At 71.7% G+C, this 15144-nt stretch carries 12 protein-coding genes; 3 read left to right on the top strand and 9 right to left on the bottom strand.

Going from position 1 to position 15144, the window contains the following annotated elements; translation table 11 throughout:
• Nucleotides 1-16: 16 nt before the first annotated feature.
• Genes ACIA8X_RS30035 through ACIA8X_RS30010 form a run of 6 tightly spaced genes read right to left on the bottom strand, consistent with a single transcriptional unit; the run spans nucleotide 17 to nucleotide 6213 of the window.
• Complete coding sequence (locus ACIA8X_RS30035) at nucleotides 17-1336, bottom strand: alpha-glucosidase/alpha-galactosidase (RefSeq protein WP_399459582.1); 1320 nt, start codon at nucleotides 1334-1336, stop codon at nucleotides 17-19.
• Entirely contained in the window at nucleotides 1333-2271 is a 939-nt protein-coding gene (locus ACIA8X_RS30030) for a carbohydrate kinase family protein (protein ID WP_399459581.1), read from the bottom strand. Before ACIA8X_RS30030 ends, ACIA8X_RS30035 begins: the two co-directional genes overlap by 4 nt.
• Nucleotides 2272-2276: 5 nt before the next feature.
• The gene (locus ACIA8X_RS30025) at nucleotides 2277-3095 is read right to left on the bottom strand and encodes a carbohydrate ABC transporter permease (RefSeq protein ID WP_399459580.1); all 819 of its coding nucleotides are present in this window, start codon (nucleotides 3093-3095) and stop codon (nucleotides 2277-2279) included.
• Nucleotides 3092-4036 (bottom strand): carbohydrate ABC transporter permease, encoded by a 945-nt coding sequence (locus ACIA8X_RS30020; RefSeq protein WP_399459579.1) that lies wholly within the window; start codon nucleotides 4034-4036, stop codon nucleotides 3092-3094. The genes ACIA8X_RS30025 and ACIA8X_RS30020 overlap by 4 nt, the downstream gene beginning before the upstream one ends.
• A 33-nt stretch (nucleotides 4037-4069) precedes the next feature.
• Nucleotides 4070-5368 (bottom strand): ABC transporter substrate-binding protein, encoded by a 1299-nt coding sequence (locus ACIA8X_RS30015; RefSeq protein WP_399459578.1) that lies wholly within the window; start codon nucleotides 5366-5368, stop codon nucleotides 4070-4072.
• Nucleotides 5369-5373: 5 nt separating this feature from the next.
• Nucleotides 5374-6213 carry an endo alpha-1,4 polygalactosaminidase gene (locus tag ACIA8X_RS30010; RefSeq protein ID WP_399459577.1) on the bottom strand — a complete coding sequence of 280 codons (840 nt, stop codon included), beginning with the start codon at nucleotides 6211-6213 and terminating at the stop codon, nucleotides 5374-5376.
• A gap of 277 nt (nucleotides 6214-6490) precedes the next feature.
• On the opposite strand from ACIA8X_RS30010, the gene ACIA8X_RS30005 reads away from it, so the two are divergent.
• Nucleotides 6491-7459, top strand: a complete 969-nt coding sequence (locus ACIA8X_RS30005) for an aldo/keto reductase (RefSeq protein WP_399459575.1) — start codon at nucleotides 6491-6493, stop codon at nucleotides 7457-7459.
• A 63-nt stretch (nucleotides 7460-7522) separates the two neighbouring features.
• On the opposite strand, the gene ACIA8X_RS30000 is transcribed toward ACIA8X_RS30005, so the two are convergent.
• A complete protein-coding gene (locus ACIA8X_RS30000; protein ID WP_399459574.1) occupies nucleotides 7523-8344 on the bottom strand; it encodes a phytanoyl-CoA dioxygenase family protein in 822 nt (273 codons plus the stop codon).
• A 72-nt stretch (nucleotides 8345-8416) separates the two neighbouring features.
• Here ACIA8X_RS30000 and ACIA8X_RS29995 point away from each other — a divergent pair, with 72 nt between their 5' ends.
• Both ACIA8X_RS29995 and ACIA8X_RS29990 read left to right on the top strand, forming a co-directional pair.
• Nucleotides 8417-9355, top strand: coding sequence for a helix-turn-helix domain-containing protein (locus ACIA8X_RS29995; protein ID WP_399459573.1), 939 nt, complete (start codon nucleotides 8417-8419; stop codon nucleotides 9353-9355).
• Nucleotides 9356-9652: 297 nt separating this feature from the next.
• The gene (locus ACIA8X_RS29990; protein WP_399459572.1) at nucleotides 9653-11971 is read left to right on the top strand and encodes a ricin-type beta-trefoil lectin domain protein; all 2319 of its coding nucleotides are present in this window, start codon (nucleotides 9653-9655) and stop codon (nucleotides 11969-11971) included.
• A gap of 7 nt (nucleotides 11972-11978) precedes the next feature.
• On the opposite strand, the gene ACIA8X_RS29985 is transcribed toward ACIA8X_RS29990, so the two are convergent.
• Together ACIA8X_RS29985 and ACIA8X_RS29980 are read right to left on the bottom strand one after the other, a co-directional pair.
• Nucleotides 11979-12650 carry a DUF4232 domain-containing protein gene (locus tag ACIA8X_RS29985; protein WP_393446987.1) on the bottom strand — a complete coding sequence of 224 codons (672 nt, stop codon included), beginning with the start codon at nucleotides 12648-12650 and terminating at the stop codon, nucleotides 11979-11981.
• A 34-nt stretch (nucleotides 12651-12684) separates the two neighbouring features.
• The gene (locus ACIA8X_RS29980) at nucleotides 12685-15069 is read right to left on the bottom strand and encodes a SpoIIE family protein phosphatase (RefSeq protein WP_399459571.1); all 2385 of its coding nucleotides are present in this window, start codon (nucleotides 15067-15069) and stop codon (nucleotides 12685-12687) included.
• Between the last annotated feature and the right edge of the window lie 75 nt (nucleotides 15070-15144).

Raw genomic sequence — 15144 nt, 5'->3', positions numbered from 1 at the left:
ATCGGTCCGGACCCCGTCAGTGCCCCAGCTCCGCCCGCAACTCCGGCTGCAACAACTCCCCGTGTGCCCGTACGAGGTCGTCGCACAGGTCCCAGATCCGCTCCACCGGCAGTGCGGCGGCCGTCGCGGGGTCGGTCATCGCGGCGTGGCGGATGTGGCGCGGATCGCCGTCGGTGGCCGCGCGGACCACCAGGTCGGTGACGGAGACGTAGGCGCTGTTGAGGGCCGCGCACTGCGGGGGAAGTGCGCCGACGCGGGTCGGCCGCACGCCCGACCCGTCGACGAGGCACGGGACTTCGACCGCGGAGTCGGCCGGGAGGTTGGCGATGAGGCCGTGGTTGGGGACGTTGCCGTAGACCGTGCGGGGCGTGCCGGTGAGGACGCTGTGGATGATCTGGGGCGCGTACTCCAGGGTCCCCTCCACCGGGAGCGGGCGGCCCGCGGCGAGGGCATCGCGGGTGCGGTCGTAGCTCGCGGTGTTCTCCTCGATGATCTGCAGGTAGGCGCCGACCGGGATCCGCAGCCGCTCGATCTCGTCCGCGTGCCCGAGATACCAGGGCACGTACTCGGCGGAGTGCTCGCTCGTCTCGGTCGGGTAGTGGCCGAGCCTGCGGTACATGTCCACGCGGACCCGGCGCAGCAGCCCGGGGTCGCGGGTGATCGCCTCGTCCAGCAGGGGGTACAGATTCTGTCCGGCGCGCTCGAAGCGCAGGACCCATGCCTGGTGGTTGACGCCCGCGGCCAGGTAGGTCACCTCCTCGAAGGGGACGCCGACGATCCGGGACAGGTCGTGCATCGTCCAGTACACGGAGTGGCACAGGCCCGTCACCTTCAACTCCGGGGCGATGCGGCTCAGGTAGAGGACGTTCATCGCCATCGGGTTGGTGTAGTTCAACAGGTGGGCGTGCGGGCAGAGTTCGGCCATGTCCTCGGCGATCGCCTTCAGGACCGGGAAGGTGCGCAGCGCCCGGAAGATGCCGCCGATCCCGAGGGTGTCGCCGATCGTCTGGCGCACGCCATGGCGGGCGGGGACCGTGAAGTCGGTGCGGGTGGCCTCGTTCATGCCGACCTGGACGATGTTGACGACGAAGTCGGCGTCCGCCAGCGCCGCCCGCCGGTCCAGGTGCGCGGTGATCACCGGCTTGGCGCCGCGGACCTCGGCGATGTGGCGGGCGGCGCCCTTCGCCGTGGCCAGGCGCTCCGGGGCGATGTCGTGCAGGGCGATGCGCGCGTGCGCCAGCTCGGGGAAGGCGAACAGGTCGGCCAGCAGCCCTTGCGTGAACACCACGCTGCCGGCCCCCACGAACGCGATCTTCACTTCCGACGTCGAACTCATCGAACTCCTTCCAGATCGGCCGCGGCACACGCCTCGGCCCACGTCGCCTGCGCCGCCGTACCGCCATGAGCACGCGTCGACAGCGCGCCGCAGGCCGCGGCCACCGCCAGGGACGCCCGCAGATCAAGCCCGCGCAACCGCGCGGCGACGAACCCGGCGTCGAAGCTGTCGCCCGCGCCCACCGCGTCGACGGCGTCCACCGGCACCGGGGGAGTGGTCAGCAGCTGGTCGCCCCCGCAGAGGAGGGCACCCCGCTCGCCGTCCTTGACGACGACGGTCGGCCCGGACCGGGCCAACGAGGCGGCGGCGTCGGTGAGTTGGTCGCAGCCGGACAGGGCGCGGGCCTCGGTCGCGTTCGGCAGCAGGACATCGGTGACCTTGAGCAGCGGGTCCCGGCCAGGGATGTCCCAGCGGTCGGCGGGGTCGTCGTTCGTGTCCAGCGAGGTCGTCGCCCCGTGCGCGCGGGCCCGCTCGAACACCTCGGCCAGCGACCGCGCGAGCCGTGGCATCAGGAAGAACGACGCGGCGTGCACATGCCGTGCGGCGGCCAAGAGGCGAGGCGGTACGTCGTCCGGGCCGGTCGCCGCCAGACAGCCGGGTGAGGTGAGGACGGCACGGTCGCCGTCGCCCGCCGCCAGAACCGCCGTGAGCGCAGTGGGCAGTCGGGGGTCCCGCACCAGATGGCCGACGTCGACGCCCCGCGCGGCCAGCTCCCGCCGTACGAAGGCCCCCGCCGGATCGTCACCCACCCGCCCCACGAACGCGACCCGCAACCCCAGCCGCGCCGCCCCGCACGCCATGATCGCCGCGGACCCGCCGAGCACCAGCCGCCCTTGCTCCACGAGCCGTTCACGCTGCCCGAAGGCCACCTCGCGCACCGGCCCCAGCATCACGTCGGGATTGGCGTCCCCGATCACCACCAGGTCGAACGACATGCCTCTCACCCCTTGAGTCCGCTGGACGTCAACGACTGGACGAAGGTCCGCTGCGCCAGCAGGAACGCGACCAGCACCGGCAGCACGGTGAGCACATTGCCGGCCATGATCGCCGACCACCGTGCGTGGTGCTGCCCCTGAAAGGTCGTCAGCCCCAGCTGGAGCGTGTACTGCGTGTCGTGGTTGATCGCGATCAGCGGCCACGACAGGTCGTTCCAGGTGGTCAGGAAGGTCAGTACGGCGACCGTGGCGAGCGCGGGCCGGGCAAGCGGCAGCACGATCGAGAACAGCACCCGCAGCCGCGAACACCCGTCGATCCAGGCCGCCTCCTCCATCTCCCTCGGCAGCGAGAGGAAGAACTGCCGGAACAGGAACACCGCGAACGGCGTCACCAGCGATGGCACGATCAGCGCGCCCAGCGTGTCGATCAGCCCCAGCCACTTCATCACCAGGAAGGTCGGGATCATCGTCAGCTGGAACGGCACCACCATCGTCGCCAGCATCAACCCGAGCAGCACCCGCGACCCCGCGAACCGCATCCGCGCGAAGGCATAGCCGCCGAGCGCGCCCAGCAGCAGATTCGACGCGACCGCGGCCGAGGCCACGATCAGGGAGTTGGCGAACCAGCGCGGGAACATCGCGTTGCCGAGGACATAGCGGTAGCCGCCCAGATCGACGCCCTCGGGCCACAGCGCGGGCGGGAACCGGTTGATCTCCGCGTCCGTCATCACCGAGCTGAGCACCAGCCACACCAACGGCAGCGCGAAGCACAGCGCCAGTGGCGCCAGCACCAGATGCCGGGCGGCGTTCCGGGGGGCGCTCACCGTGCACCCCTCTCCGCCCGGCGCCGCACGACCCGCAGCGCACCGCCCGCCACGAACAGCGCCACCGCGAGGACGTACGCCGCTGCCGCCCCGTATCCGGCGGTGAACATCTGGAAGGCCTGCTGCCAGACGAAGTAGACGACGACCGTCGTCGAACCCAGCGGCCCGCCCTTCGTCGTCACATAGATCAGGTCGAAGACCTGCAACGCCATGATGAACTGCCACAGCAGCAGGAACACGGTCACGGGTGTGAGCGCCGGCAGCGTGACATGCCACAGCACCCGTCCGCGCCCGGCACCGTCGAGACGCGCGGCCTCCACGAGCTCGGGCGGCACGTCCTGAAGGGCGGCCAGATACACCACGACGCAGAATCCGAGCCCGCTCCAGAGCGAGATCAGCACGAGCAGATACAGCGCCTGGCCGGGATCGGACAGGAAACCCTGCCGGGAGACGCCGAGTTCGTCGAGGAGCGCGCCCGCGACGCCGAACTCCGGGTCGAGGATGAAGGAGAACAGCACACCCTGCGCCGTCGCCGACACCACGAACGGGATGAAGACGAGAGTGCGGTAGAGGCCGACGAAGCGGATACGGCGGTTCAGCACGAGGGCCATCGCCAGACCGCCGACCAGGCTCAGGGGGACGTACAGCCCGGCGTACAGGAGCGTGTTGCCCACGGCCGTACGGAAGTTGGGGTCCTGGGCGAGGGCCCGGTAGTTGTCGAGGCCGACCCAGCGGCCGGGGGTGACGAGGTCGTCCGCCCGGAACGACAGCAATAGCGACCAGACGACGGGCACGATGCTCAGGCCGAGGATCACCACGACCGACGGGGCGATGAACGCCCAGGCCGTGGCCCGCTCCCGGCGGGCGGCCCGGCGGCGTGCGACGTGGGTGGCGGTCGTGGACGTGGGCGGGAGGGTGAGGGGGCGGGGCAGTGTGGACATGACGGTCTCCCGAACCGGAGAAGTCAGCGGAAGTCACCTGGGGATCAGCAGGGCCGCGTCGGCCTTGTCGGCGCAGCGGCGGACGGCGTCGGCGGGGGAGGCCCGGCCGAGCAGCACGGAGACGATCGCCTCGCCGAGCGCCTGGGAGATCTGCGGATACGCGGCATGCACGGGCCGGACCCGGGCCGAGCGCAGCGCGTCCGTGAACACGTCGAGGCCCGTGGTACGCGCACTGTGCCGCCGCCACTCCACCCGGCTCGCGGTCCCCGTACTGAGCGGCAGACTCCCCGCCCGGACGCCCCACCGCGCGTCCCGGACCGGCTGCGTCATCCACCGGACGAACTCCACGGCCGCGCGGGAGCGGGCGGAGCCGTTGTCGAAGACCGTCCAGGTGTCGGGCCCCGAGATGGTGACCGGACGTCCGCTGTACGTCGGCAGGGGGACGACCCCGTAGTCGAGCCCCGCGTCGACGATGTCGGGGAGCTGCCAGGGGCCGGTCGCGACCATGGCCATGCGGCCGCCAAGGAACACCTGGTACATCTGCTCGCTGCCGGGCTTCGGGTCGACGTACACACTCTGGTCGCGGACGAGCCGGGCAAGCGTGTCCAGGGCCCGTGCACCCTGCTCCGCGAAGCCGATGTGCCTGCCGTCGGCGGCGACGATCTCGCCGCCGAGGTCCCAGATCATCGGCCACAGCCGCCACACGGTGTCCTCGTCGCCGGTACCGGGCCAGCCGGTGCCGAATACGCCGCGCCCGCGATCGGTCAACTGCCGTGCCGTGTCGGTGAATTCGCCCCAGGTCCAACCGGGTCGCGGGAAGGGCACACCGGCGCGACGGAACAACTCCCTGTTGTAGACGACGGCCAGCGAGTCGAGCAGCGCGGGTGCCGCCCGTATCCGGCCGTTGACGGTCACCGCGTCCCGCACCGGCTTCCAGTACGTGTCCCAGGGCGTCGGCCCCGTGCGCAGCGCCGACGTCAGGTCGACGACGCGCGGGCTGCGGGCCACGCTCGCCAGGTCCGAGCCGAAGATGTAGGCGACGTCCGGATAGGAACCGGCGGCCAAGGCGGCCGTCACCTTCTGCAGCATCGCGTCGGCCAGCACCCCGCCACCGCCCGCGTCCACCCGGATCGCCGGGTGCGTGCGATTGAACTCGCCGACCAGCGCCTCCACGGCCGCTCGCCCCGTGTCGACCTGACCGTGCCACAGCTCGACCGTCACCCGCCCGTCGGCGCCGACCCCGTCCGAACCGCCCGCCGAACATCCCGCGAGCGCCCCGACCGCGGCCGTGCCACCCAGCAGCAGACGGCGCCGAGCGATCCCGTACGGCATCGCGCTCACCGCACCTTGCGGACGTAGCCGCCGCTGCCAGGCGTCGACACGAGCACGTCCCGGCGCACGATGCTGAGCCGCTGCCCGAAGTCCGCACGTGCCTTGCGCAGCCCGCTGTCGGTGTACTCGATCACGACCACCCGGTCATCGAAGGCCTTGGCATACGCCCCGCACTCGTCATACGTGCCGCACTCCTCCGCCACCGCGAAGTCCAGCCCGATCCCCTTGCACAGCCCCGCGAGCTCGACCGTGTTCTTCTGGGCGATCGCAAGCCCACGGGCGTGCGCGTGCCGGGCGAGGAGGGCGATGAAGGCGGTGGCGTCGTCGGCGCTCAGGAGGTCGCGGGAACGGGTGTAGCTGTCGTAGTTGTCCGGCTCGACCGCGTCGAAGCCCCGGGCGGCGCAGCCGTCGATCCAGCGGTTGACGCGCGCGGCGACCCGCTCGCGCTTGCCCGGCGTGCCGACGTCGAGCAGCGCCTCGCCCCAGTCCTCGTCCTCCACCACCTTGCCGTGCGCGTCCCGCAGCAGCAGGTCGACGGGCCACGACGTCCGCTCGTCCGGCTGGGTCTGGAAGGCGTTGACGTAACAGATGTTGTAGAGGCCGGGCTCCGGGGCGGCCGTACGGTCCCGGCTGACGATGCGGACGCCGGCCGGCGGGGGATAGGCGCCGCCGATCTGGTAGTCGAAACCGGCGTGCCGCGGGGGAAGCCGGATTTCCTTGCTGGGTTCTGGTGTGCGCTGAGTGGGCTGTGCAGAACCGCACGACGTCAACGTCAGGGCGACGGTGGTGATCAGGACCGCGGCCGTCCCGAGACCTCCGACGCGGGAAACACCCTTGGCGGGCATGTCCGCTCCATCAATCGCGGGTACGACCCCGCCTCGGACCCGAGATGCCTCGGCGAACCTGGCGACTGTGGCCGGACTCGGAGGCCCGGGGGATCGACACCCCCTGGCCCGCTACCGGCTGGGCGCACCTCTGTGTGCCGGCCGTGAGCGCGGGCACGCCCAGGATCAAAGCGCCGGGGAACGGTGCTCGTCAAGGGCGCGGCGGGAAGCGGGGGTCGCCGGCCGGCACCACGTACGCTCCCCCTGGTACCCCACCCCGAAGGCAGGAGCAGCAACGATGCAGTACGTGAAGCTCGGTTCGACGGGCCTGGACGTGTCGCGGATCTGTCTGGGCTGCATGACCTACGGGCTCCCCGACCGCGGCGTGCACGAGTGGACCCTCGACGAGGAGGCATCACGGCCGCTGATCCGGCAGGCGCTGGACGCCGGGATCAACTTCTTCGACACCGCCAACGTCTACTCCGACGGCACCAGCGAGGAGATCGTCGGCAAGGCGCTGCGCGAATTCGCCCGCCGGGACGAGATCGTGCTCGCGACCAAGGTGCACGGCCGGATGCGGCCCGGCCCCAACGGCGCCGGCCTCTCCCGCAAGGCCATCATGACGGAGATCGACCACAGCCTCGCCCGCCTCGGCACCGACTACGTCGACCTGTACCAGATCCACCGCTTCGACCCGCACACCCCGGTCGAGGAGACGATGGAGGCGCTGCACGACCTGGTCAAGGAGGGCAAGGTGCGCTATATCGGGGCGAGTTCGATGTACGCCTGGCAGTTCGCCAAGATGCAGCACACGGCCGAGCGGCACGGCTGGACCAAGTTCGTCTCGATGCAGAACTACTACAACCTCCTCTACCGCGAGGAAGAGCGCGAGATGCTGCCGCTCTGCGCGGACCAGGGCGTCGGTGTCCTGCCCTGGAGCCCGCTGGCGCGCGGCAGGCTCACCCGCGACTGGGGCACGGTCACCGAACGCAGCGCCACCGACAACTTCGGCAGCCGGCTGTACGTCGACAGCGACCGTGTCGTGGTCGAGGCGGTCACCCGCGTAGCGACCGAACGCGGCGTCCCACGCGCCCAGATCGCCCTGGCCTGGCTCCTCCACCAGAACACGGTGGCGTCCCCGATCATCGGCGCCGCCAGGCCGCAGCACATCGAGGACGCGGTGGGGGCGGTAGAACTCGCGTTGAGCGAAAAGGAGTTGGAGGAGCTGGAGCAGCCCTACGCCCCCCATCCGATCACCGGCCACTGAGACGCCCCTTTTAGGGGCGCGGGGAACTGCGCGAGCAACCACAACGCACCCGCAGCCGACGAACTAGTGGGGCCCGTATGGCGCGAACTCGCTACCGCACGGGCCCGCCCCCTCACTCTCGTCCAACGGCACACGATCACCGCTCATAGACACCGTCCGGTAATACGCCCCGATCCGCTCGGCCGAACGCCCCACATAGTGCCCGATGAACGACCGCCGGAACCGATCGTCCGTCCCGTTGGGCTGCGACCCATGCACCAGACTCCCGTTGAAGAACAGCACATCCCCCGGCTCCATATCGACCGGAACCGCCGCCAACCCCGCCGGAGGCGCGACGTACTCCCGCGCAAAGGACACCTCGGAGTCCGCCGTCTCCGGGCAGAACAGATCCATCTCATGCGTGCCGGGGACCACTTCGAGCCCACCGTTGTCCCGGTCGATCACATCGCAGGCGATCCACGCCGCCACACACGTGCCCGGCTCGACGCGCAGATAGAAGTTGTCCTGGTGCAGCGCCTGCCCCCGGGCTCCCGGCGGCTTGAAGTAGAACATGCTCTGCGCGGCCAGCACCTCCTCCCCGAGCAGCACCTCCAGCACGCCGCGCAACCGCGGATCGAGCAGCACCCGCAGCGACAGCTCGTCGATCTCGTGCGGTTGCATCACCCTCGGATACTCACCCAGCGGATCCCCGCCCGACGGACGCGGCTCGAAGTGCCCGGGCACCGGCCCGGCCGCGTGAAGCGCCGTGAACCGGCCGCGGAGCCGGTCGATCTCGTCGTACCCGAACAGCCCGCGTACGACCGCGAAGCCGTCGTCGCGGAACTGACGGAGCCCGGCCTCGGGCAGAATGGGAGAGTCGGCGCTGCCGATGTCCGTGGCTGTCATGTGTCCACTCCTCGGTCAGGTGTCCTTGTTGTCCTCGCCCTGCCACGCTAGGCCGATCGACGTTCGAGGAGGATGACCGTGAGCGCTGACGAATTGCCTGAGACTGCCGCGCCCGGTGACCCTGCCCCGCCGCCGGGCCTGGTGGTGGTCGGGTACTTCGACCAGCCGACGGGGTACGGGGTCAACCGGCCGCGCGGCGCGGACAGTTGGCTGTTCACCTGGACGACCGGCGGCCACGGCCGGCTGTGGCACGGGGACGCCGAGGTGCGGGCCGGGGCGGGGGACCTGGTGGTGCTCGCGCCGGGTGTCCCGCACCGCTACGGGGTCGAACCGGGCGCCCGTCATTGGGAGTTCTGGTGGGCGCACTGCCAGGCCCGCCCCTCCTGGCGGACCTGGCTGCGCCCGTACGACGCCGGAGAGGGGATGTTCGTCGTCACGCCGACGCAGGACGCCGTGCACGGCCGCGTCGAGGCGGCGTTCCGCCGGATGCTCGCCGACGCCCGCTGGACGGGGACGGACGCGCCGCCCGACATGGCGCCGGGGGACGATCCTGTCGCCGTGGCGCACGGCACCGCGGCGCGCGAACTCGCGCTGTGCTCACTGGAGGAGGTCGTCCTGCTCACCGCCGGTACCGCGCGGACCGTGCGGCCCGGCCCCGGTCTCGACACGCGGGTGCGCCGGGCGCAGGCGCTGATCGCAGCCGACCCGGCCGCCCCGCACACCGTCCGCTCGCTCGCCGCGCGTGTCGCTCTCTCGCCCTCCCGGTTCGCGCATCTCTTCACCCAGCAGACCGGGCAGTCACCGATGCGCGCGTTGCGTGAGGCGCGGCTGCGACACGCCGCCCGGCTGCTGGAGAGCACCGACCTGTCGGTGGAACGCGTGGCCGCCGCCTCGGGGTTCGTCAGCCCGTTTCACTTCAACCGGGTGTTCCGGGATCGGTACGGGATGCCGCCCGGTGCGTACCGGGTGGGTGGTTCAATGGTTGGCGCAGGAGATGTGGAGGCTCAGTGAAGGCGCATGCGCGCGTATGACCAGGCAAAAAGGCGGGAGAGTGGTCAGTCAATGGTTTGCGTCGGAGTTCGCGGGTGGGTGAGTGAATACCATTTCCAATTGCCCCGCGGATGCGCCGTAATGGCCTCGGTCCACTATTGACCGTTCGTCAAATACCGACCGCCTGGCACGCAATGCACAAAACCCTGGAATCACTTGTTCCCTGTCGCTGACCTGTGCAAAGGTGTGCCTCGCTCCCACACGCCACACGCTTCACAAGAGCCGCGCCCGGAGCATACCCCTTGGTATGGACCTTCAATGCCGCATGCCCTCCGGAGGAATGCCATCGTGCATGACGCTGGCCCGTCGAATTCCCCTCACGACGCCCGTCTCTTCGAAGTGACGGATGCTCAACTGAGCGCCGAACTCAAGAGGTGGACAGGGGCGACACCGGCGCTCCATCCCGTGGGTGAACTCCTCGACCGGCACTGGGAAGCGGGCTTCGCCTACGCCCGGCTGTGCACGGCGGACGCCCGTTCCGCGGGAATGCTCACCACCGCGGCATTCACCCGGCTTTTCGGCGAAACGCTGCGGCAGACCGGACCGACGGCCGCGTGGCGCCCCCAACTGCTCGTCACCGTACGGCGGATCGCGGCCGAGTGGGACACCGACCGCAGACGCGAGCTGCTCCACCCCGAACTGCGCTCCGAGTCGGACGGCGCGGAGCGGGCCGCGGCCCGGCTGCTGCCGCCGGTCAACCGGCGACTGCTGACCGGGGCCTTCCAACGGCTTCCCCAGGCGGCCCGCTGTCTGCTGTGGCACACCGAGGTCGAGGCCGAGCCGCTCGCCGTACCGGCCGGACTCCTGGGCCTCGACGAGGAGTCCGCCCGCGTCGAACTGGGCCGGGCCCGCGACCGGTTGCGCGAGGAGAGCCTCCAGGTCCACCGCGAACTCGCCCCCGAGCAGGAGTGCCGGCGCTACCTGCGGATGCTGGATGTCACCTACCGGCGCGGCGGCGTCGACATCGACCCCGATCTGCGCGAGCACCTGAACCGCTGCGGGCACTGCACCGACACCGCCGAGCAGCTGAACTTCTTCAACACGGGGCTCGGCTTCGCGCTGACCGAGGCGGTGCTCGGCTGGGGCGCGGGGGCCTATCTGGAGTCGAGAGCGAGACAGGCCGACACGCCGGCTGAGGTGAAGCCGCCGACGCGGGCGGCTCAGATCGCGGGCGAGTCCTTCTTCGGCGACGAGGCCGCCGTCGCCCCGGCCGGAGACACCCCGACTCCTGCGGGAGAGGCCGCTTCGGGTGCGGGCTCCGCCCCTGCCGCGGAGACGTTCGCTTCCGCGCGTGGGAACTTCGCCGGCGGGGGTGAGGCCTTCGCTGCCGCGGGTGGGGCGTTCGCGCCCACGGGAGGGACGGCCGCACCCGAGTCCGGGGTCTTCGTTCCCGGGGTTGGGGCGTTCGCCCCCACGGGAGGGACGGCCGCACCCACGGGTGAGCCCTTCACCGCCGCGGACGCCGTCGCCTCGCCCGCCGAGTCGGGCCGTCGACGCCCCCGTCGGACCGCCGGTCGGACCGCCCGCCGGGCCGCCCCGCGCACCGACCCCGCAGCGGCTTTCCGTCCCGGCGACCCCACCCCCGCCACCCCCACCGGAGAGACCCGCACCTGCTCCGGCCGCTCCGCCCTCAAGGCCGCCCGCCGTGCCGCACGGCGTCGCAACCTCACCGCGGCCGTCGTCACCGTCAGCGCCCTCGTCGTCCTCCCGCTCGTCGTCTGGTCCGCGCTCGGCTCCGGAGACGGCACTGCCCCGGCCGCCGACGACCGCCCCGCCGAAACGCCCGCCCCCGACACGGGCGCCACCAGCAACCCGTCCTGGGCGGGCGCGGCCGAGGCCGCGAAGGGCGATCTGCGGGGGCGGCTGCACAACATCGGGTCCGGGCTGTGCGTGGGCCTCGTCGGCGAAAAGGCCGTCGAGAACGCGGAGGCCGAACTCACCAAGTGCTCCGCGGCGCCCGGCCAGCAGTGGTCGTACGAGACCGACGGCCTGATGCGCAGCGCCACCAACCCCGACCTCTGTCTCGACTCCCACCTCGGCTACTCGGTCCGGCTGGCCCCGTGCACGGGCGGCTCCGACTCCGAGAACAAGAACGTCCGCTACGACTTCACGCTCCAGGGCACCCTGGTGCCGCGCTTCAACCAGGACCTGGCCCTCAGCCCGGCCGCCACCGACGGCTCGGGCGCCCTGGTCCTCAAGACCCGCGACGACGAGGGCGACGCCCAGCACTGGGTGATCGACACATCGCGGACGGATCTCCAGCTGGAGGTGGTCAACTGGGGCAAGGAGGTCGAGACCGACACGCCGAGCACACCGGAGCCGACCCCGACCCCCACCCCCAAGTCGTCGAAGACCCCGACGCCCACCCCGACCCCGTCGGCCGCCCAGCCGACGTCCACGAGCCCGTCCCCCACCGACGCGTGCTCGTACAACCCGTACTACTGCTCCTCGGACGGCCAGAACGGCTGGTCCGGCGGCGGATACGGAGGCTCCGGCGGATACGGGGGCTCCGGGGGGTATGGCGGCTACGGATACGGATACGGCGGCTACGGATACGGCGGTGGAGGTCGCCGCTGATCGTGGATCAGCCGCCGGTGCCGGGTTGGAACACCGTCAGGCGCACCGAGGACTCGTTCCCGGCCACGGGCACCTCACCGGCGGTCCACGCCACCTCGAGCGGATCCCGCTCGTCGGGCGGCGTCACGAGCAGCGCATCCGGTACGGCCGTACGGGCCCCGCTGATCTCCGGGCTGGCGAAGGACAGCCCGGCCCATGCGCTGCGGCCCGGGGCCAGCGACACGCTCGTCGGCGTGTCGGGGGACCGCTTCGGGTCCGGGCCGAGCTGCTTGCCGGACGCGTCCACGAAGGCGGCACCGGGGTAACCGCGGACGGTGCAGGTGCGGTCGGTCGTGTTGGTCAGCACGATCGGGAAGTTGCGCTGCCCGGCTCCCGGACTGGGACGGCCGATCTTCGCGCGCAGCTCGGAGGTGTGGCAGCGCGGGGCGGCGGCGGCCGACTGGCTCACGGGGCTGCCGGTGTCGGCGGTGCCCGGCGCGATCGTGTCCGGCGCGGTTGCGGGACTCCCTGTACTGGCCGCGCCGGCCGTGGCCGCAGGGCTGCCGGTGCCGTCCGGTGTCCGCACGGCACCGCCGGCCTCGGCGCCGCTGCCGCACGCGGCGACCAGGCTGAGCAACGCGACGGCGCTGACGAGGGGAGTCGCTCGGTGTAAGGGGTGGAATGCCCGTGCATGTCCCATGGTTGTCACGACTCCCCGTTTTCGCACCGACTACTCACCCCTCCTCGACGAGTCCGATCTCCGCCCAGATCGTCTTGCCCTCCGTCGTGTGCCGGCTGCCCCAGCGCTGGGTGAGCTGGGCGACCAGCAGCAGCCCGCGGCCGCCCTCGTCGAAGGTCTTGGCGCGGCGCAGATGCGGTGCCGTGTGGCTGGTGTCGGAGACCTCGCAGATCAGCGTGGCCGCGTCGTGGATCAGCCGGAGCCGGATGGGGTGGATGCCGTAGCGGATGGCGTTGGTGACCAGCTCGCTCACCACCAGTTCGACGGTGAACGACGCCTCGCTCAGACCCCAGGTGTCGAGCTGGTCCACGGCCTGCTTGCGGATGGGCGCGACGAGCGCCGGGTCCGCCGGGATGTCCCAGGTCGCGACCTGGGAGGCGGGCAGCCCCTGGGTGCGGGCCACCAGCAGCGCCACGTCGTCGGCGACGCCGCCCGTCGGGAGCAGGGCGTTCAGGACGCGGTCGCAGGTTTCGTCGAGCGAGTCGGAGGCGCCCGCCAGCGCGTCGCACAGCAGCATGTGGCTGGCGTCGACGTCGCGCTCGCGCGTCTCGATGAGGCCGTCGGTGTAGAAGGTGAGCACCGTGCCCTCGCGCAGTTCGATCTCGGCGGACTCGAAGGGCAGCCCGCCCAGGCCCAGCGGTGGCCCGGCGGGCAGCTCGATCTCCCGCGGCGCGCCGCCCGGAGGGACCATCACCGGCGAGGGGTGTCCGGCCCGGGCCAGTGTGCAGCGCCGGGAGACCGGGTCGTACACCGCGTACAGACAGGTGGCGCCGACCTCGCCGGGGCTGCCCTCGTTGCCCGTCTCCTCGGAGAGGCGGACGACCAGGTCGTCGAGGTGGGTCAGCAGCTCGTCGGGCGCGAGATCGATGTCGGCGAGCGTGCGGACGGCGGTGCGCAGCCGGCCCATGGTGGCCGAGGCCTGGATGCCGTGTCCGACGACGTCCCCGACGACCATCGCGACCCGCAGCCCGGACAGCGGGATCACGTCGAACCAGTCGCCGCCCACCCCCGACCGCGCCGCCGGGAGATAGCGGGAGGCCGCTTCCAGCGCGGCGGTGCGCGGCAGGGACCGGGGGAGCAGGCTGCGCTGCAGGGCGAGGGCGGTCTCACGCTCGCGGGAGTAGCGGCGGGCGTTGTCGATGCAGACGGCCGCGCGGGCCGTGATCTCCTCGGCCAGCAGCACATCGTCGGGCGTGAACGGCTCGGGGTTCCTGAACCGGGTGAGCACGGTGACGCCGAGGGTGGTGCCGCGGGCCTGGATCGGCACGGACATGGTGGTGTGGATGCCGTACGCCTGGATCCGCTCGGCGCGTGCCGGGTCCCAGGAGAGCCACTGGCCCAGGTCGCCGGTCGACGTAGAGGCCACGATGGCGTGCCCCGCCAGCAGCGCGTCGGCCTGGGGCGACGGGGCGGGATACACGTCCGTGCTGCCCGGCTTGACGATGGCTTCGGGGGTGCCGTGGTTGACGGATCGATGGGCGGCCCGGCGCAGGGAGATCGGGGCCGTCAGCCGGCCGGTGGGCAGATCGTCCCCGTGTTCCGGAGGGTCCAGCAGGTCGACGCTCACGAAGTCGGCGAGGGCGGGGACGCAGATGTCCGCCAGCTCCTGGGCCGTCAGGGTGACGTCGAGGGTGGTGCCGATGCGCACGCTGGCCTCGTTCACCAGCTGGAGTCGCTCCTGGGCCACGTACTGGTCGGTGAAGTCGTGCGCGGCGACGGACACGCCGCGCACCCGGCCCTTGCCGTCGGTGATCGGGGCCATGCGGGCCAGCCAGGCGTACGTTCTGTCACCGCCGACCGGAACGTACGTCCGTACGTCGGTGCCCCGGCCCGTGGTGAGCACGCGGAGAAGCTGCCGCTCGATGTCGTAGCTCTGGGCCCGGCCGGTGAGCTCGGGCGCCCGCAGCCCGCGCACGTGCTCTTCGGAGAGGCGCAGGACCTCCGCCATCACGGAGTTGATCCGGCGCAGCCGTAGCCGCTCGTCGTAGATAGCGATGGCGCAGGGGGACTCCAGGAGCCCGACGCCGTCCAGTGGATCGTCGGGCAGCCGGGGGCCGTCCCCCTCGATGGGCGTGACCACGAGCCAGTGGTCGGGCCCGGTGGCCTGCGGCCGCATCCGGTGGGCGAGGAGCCACACGGTCACCGCGCCGCCGTCGCGATGGCGCAGGGTGAGGATGCCGTCCCAGCGCTCGCCGTCGGGGATGCCGGGCCGGGTGTGCCCGTCGTCGGCCAGCAGATCCCGGGCGGGGCGCCCCAGGACCTCGGCGGCCGGGTGGCCCAGCAGTCGCTCGGCCCCCGCGTTCCACTCGACGAGCACGCCGCTGTCGTCGAGGACCGCCCGGGCCGTCGCGGCCTCGTCGAACGGATACTCCGGGCTCATGGTCGCCACTCCATCGCGCACACTCACGGTGAACAACCGTGAGCACTTGGGTTCCAGCCTAGTGCTTCGGCGACC

Origin of the sequence: Streptomyces sp. NPDC051738, assembly GCF_044453205.1 — a bacterium.
Lineage (GTDB): Bacteria > Actinomycetota > Actinomycetes > Streptomycetales > Streptomycetaceae > Streptomyces.
Note: the sequence above shows the minus strand (reverse complement) of the source record. Positions and strands in the feature narration are given on the sequence as shown.

Bases quoted from the DNA above. Each gene is read 5' to 3' on its own strand.
- ACIA8X_RS29995 (WP_399459573.1), top strand. From the start codon at position 8,417: ATGACCGTGAGCGCTGACGAATTGCCTGAGACTGCCGCGCCCGGTGAC.
- ACIA8X_RS30015 (WP_399459578.1), bottom strand. From the start codon at position 5,368: ATGCCGTACGGGATCGCTCGGCGCCGTCTGCTGCTGGGTGGCACGGCC.
- ACIA8X_RS29990 (WP_399459572.1), top strand. From the start codon at position 9,653: ATGCCGCATGCCCTCCGGAGGAATGCCATCGTGCATGACGCTGGCCCG.
- ACIA8X_RS29980 (WP_399459571.1), bottom strand. From the start codon at position 15,069: ATGAGCCCGGAGTATCCGTTCGACGAGGCCGCGACGGCCCGGGCGGTC.
- ACIA8X_RS29985 (WP_393446987.1), bottom strand. From the start codon at position 12,650: ATGGGACATGCACGGGCATTCCACCCCTTACACCGAGCGACTCCCCTC.
- ACIA8X_RS30000 (WP_399459574.1), bottom strand. From the start codon at position 8,344: ATGACAGCCACGGACATCGGCAGCGCCGACTCTCCCATTCTGCCCGAG.
- ACIA8X_RS30010 (WP_399459577.1), bottom strand. From the start codon at position 6,213: ATGCCCGCCAAGGGTGTTTCCCGCGTCGGAGGTCTCGGGACGGCCGCG.
- ACIA8X_RS30035 (WP_399459582.1), bottom strand. From the start codon at position 1,336: ATGAGTTCGACGTCGGAAGTGAAGATCGCGTTCGTGGGGGCCGGCAGC.
- ACIA8X_RS30030 (WP_399459581.1), bottom strand. From the start codon at position 2,271: ATGTCGTTCGACCTGGTGGTGATCGGGGACGCCAATCCCGACGTGATG.
- ACIA8X_RS30020 (WP_399459579.1), bottom strand. From the start codon at position 4,036: ATGTCCACACTGCCCCGCCCCCTCACCCTCCCGCCCACGTCCACGACC.
- ACIA8X_RS30005 (WP_399459575.1), top strand. From the start codon at position 6,491: ATGCAGTACGTGAAGCTCGGTTCGACGGGCCTGGACGTGTCGCGGATC.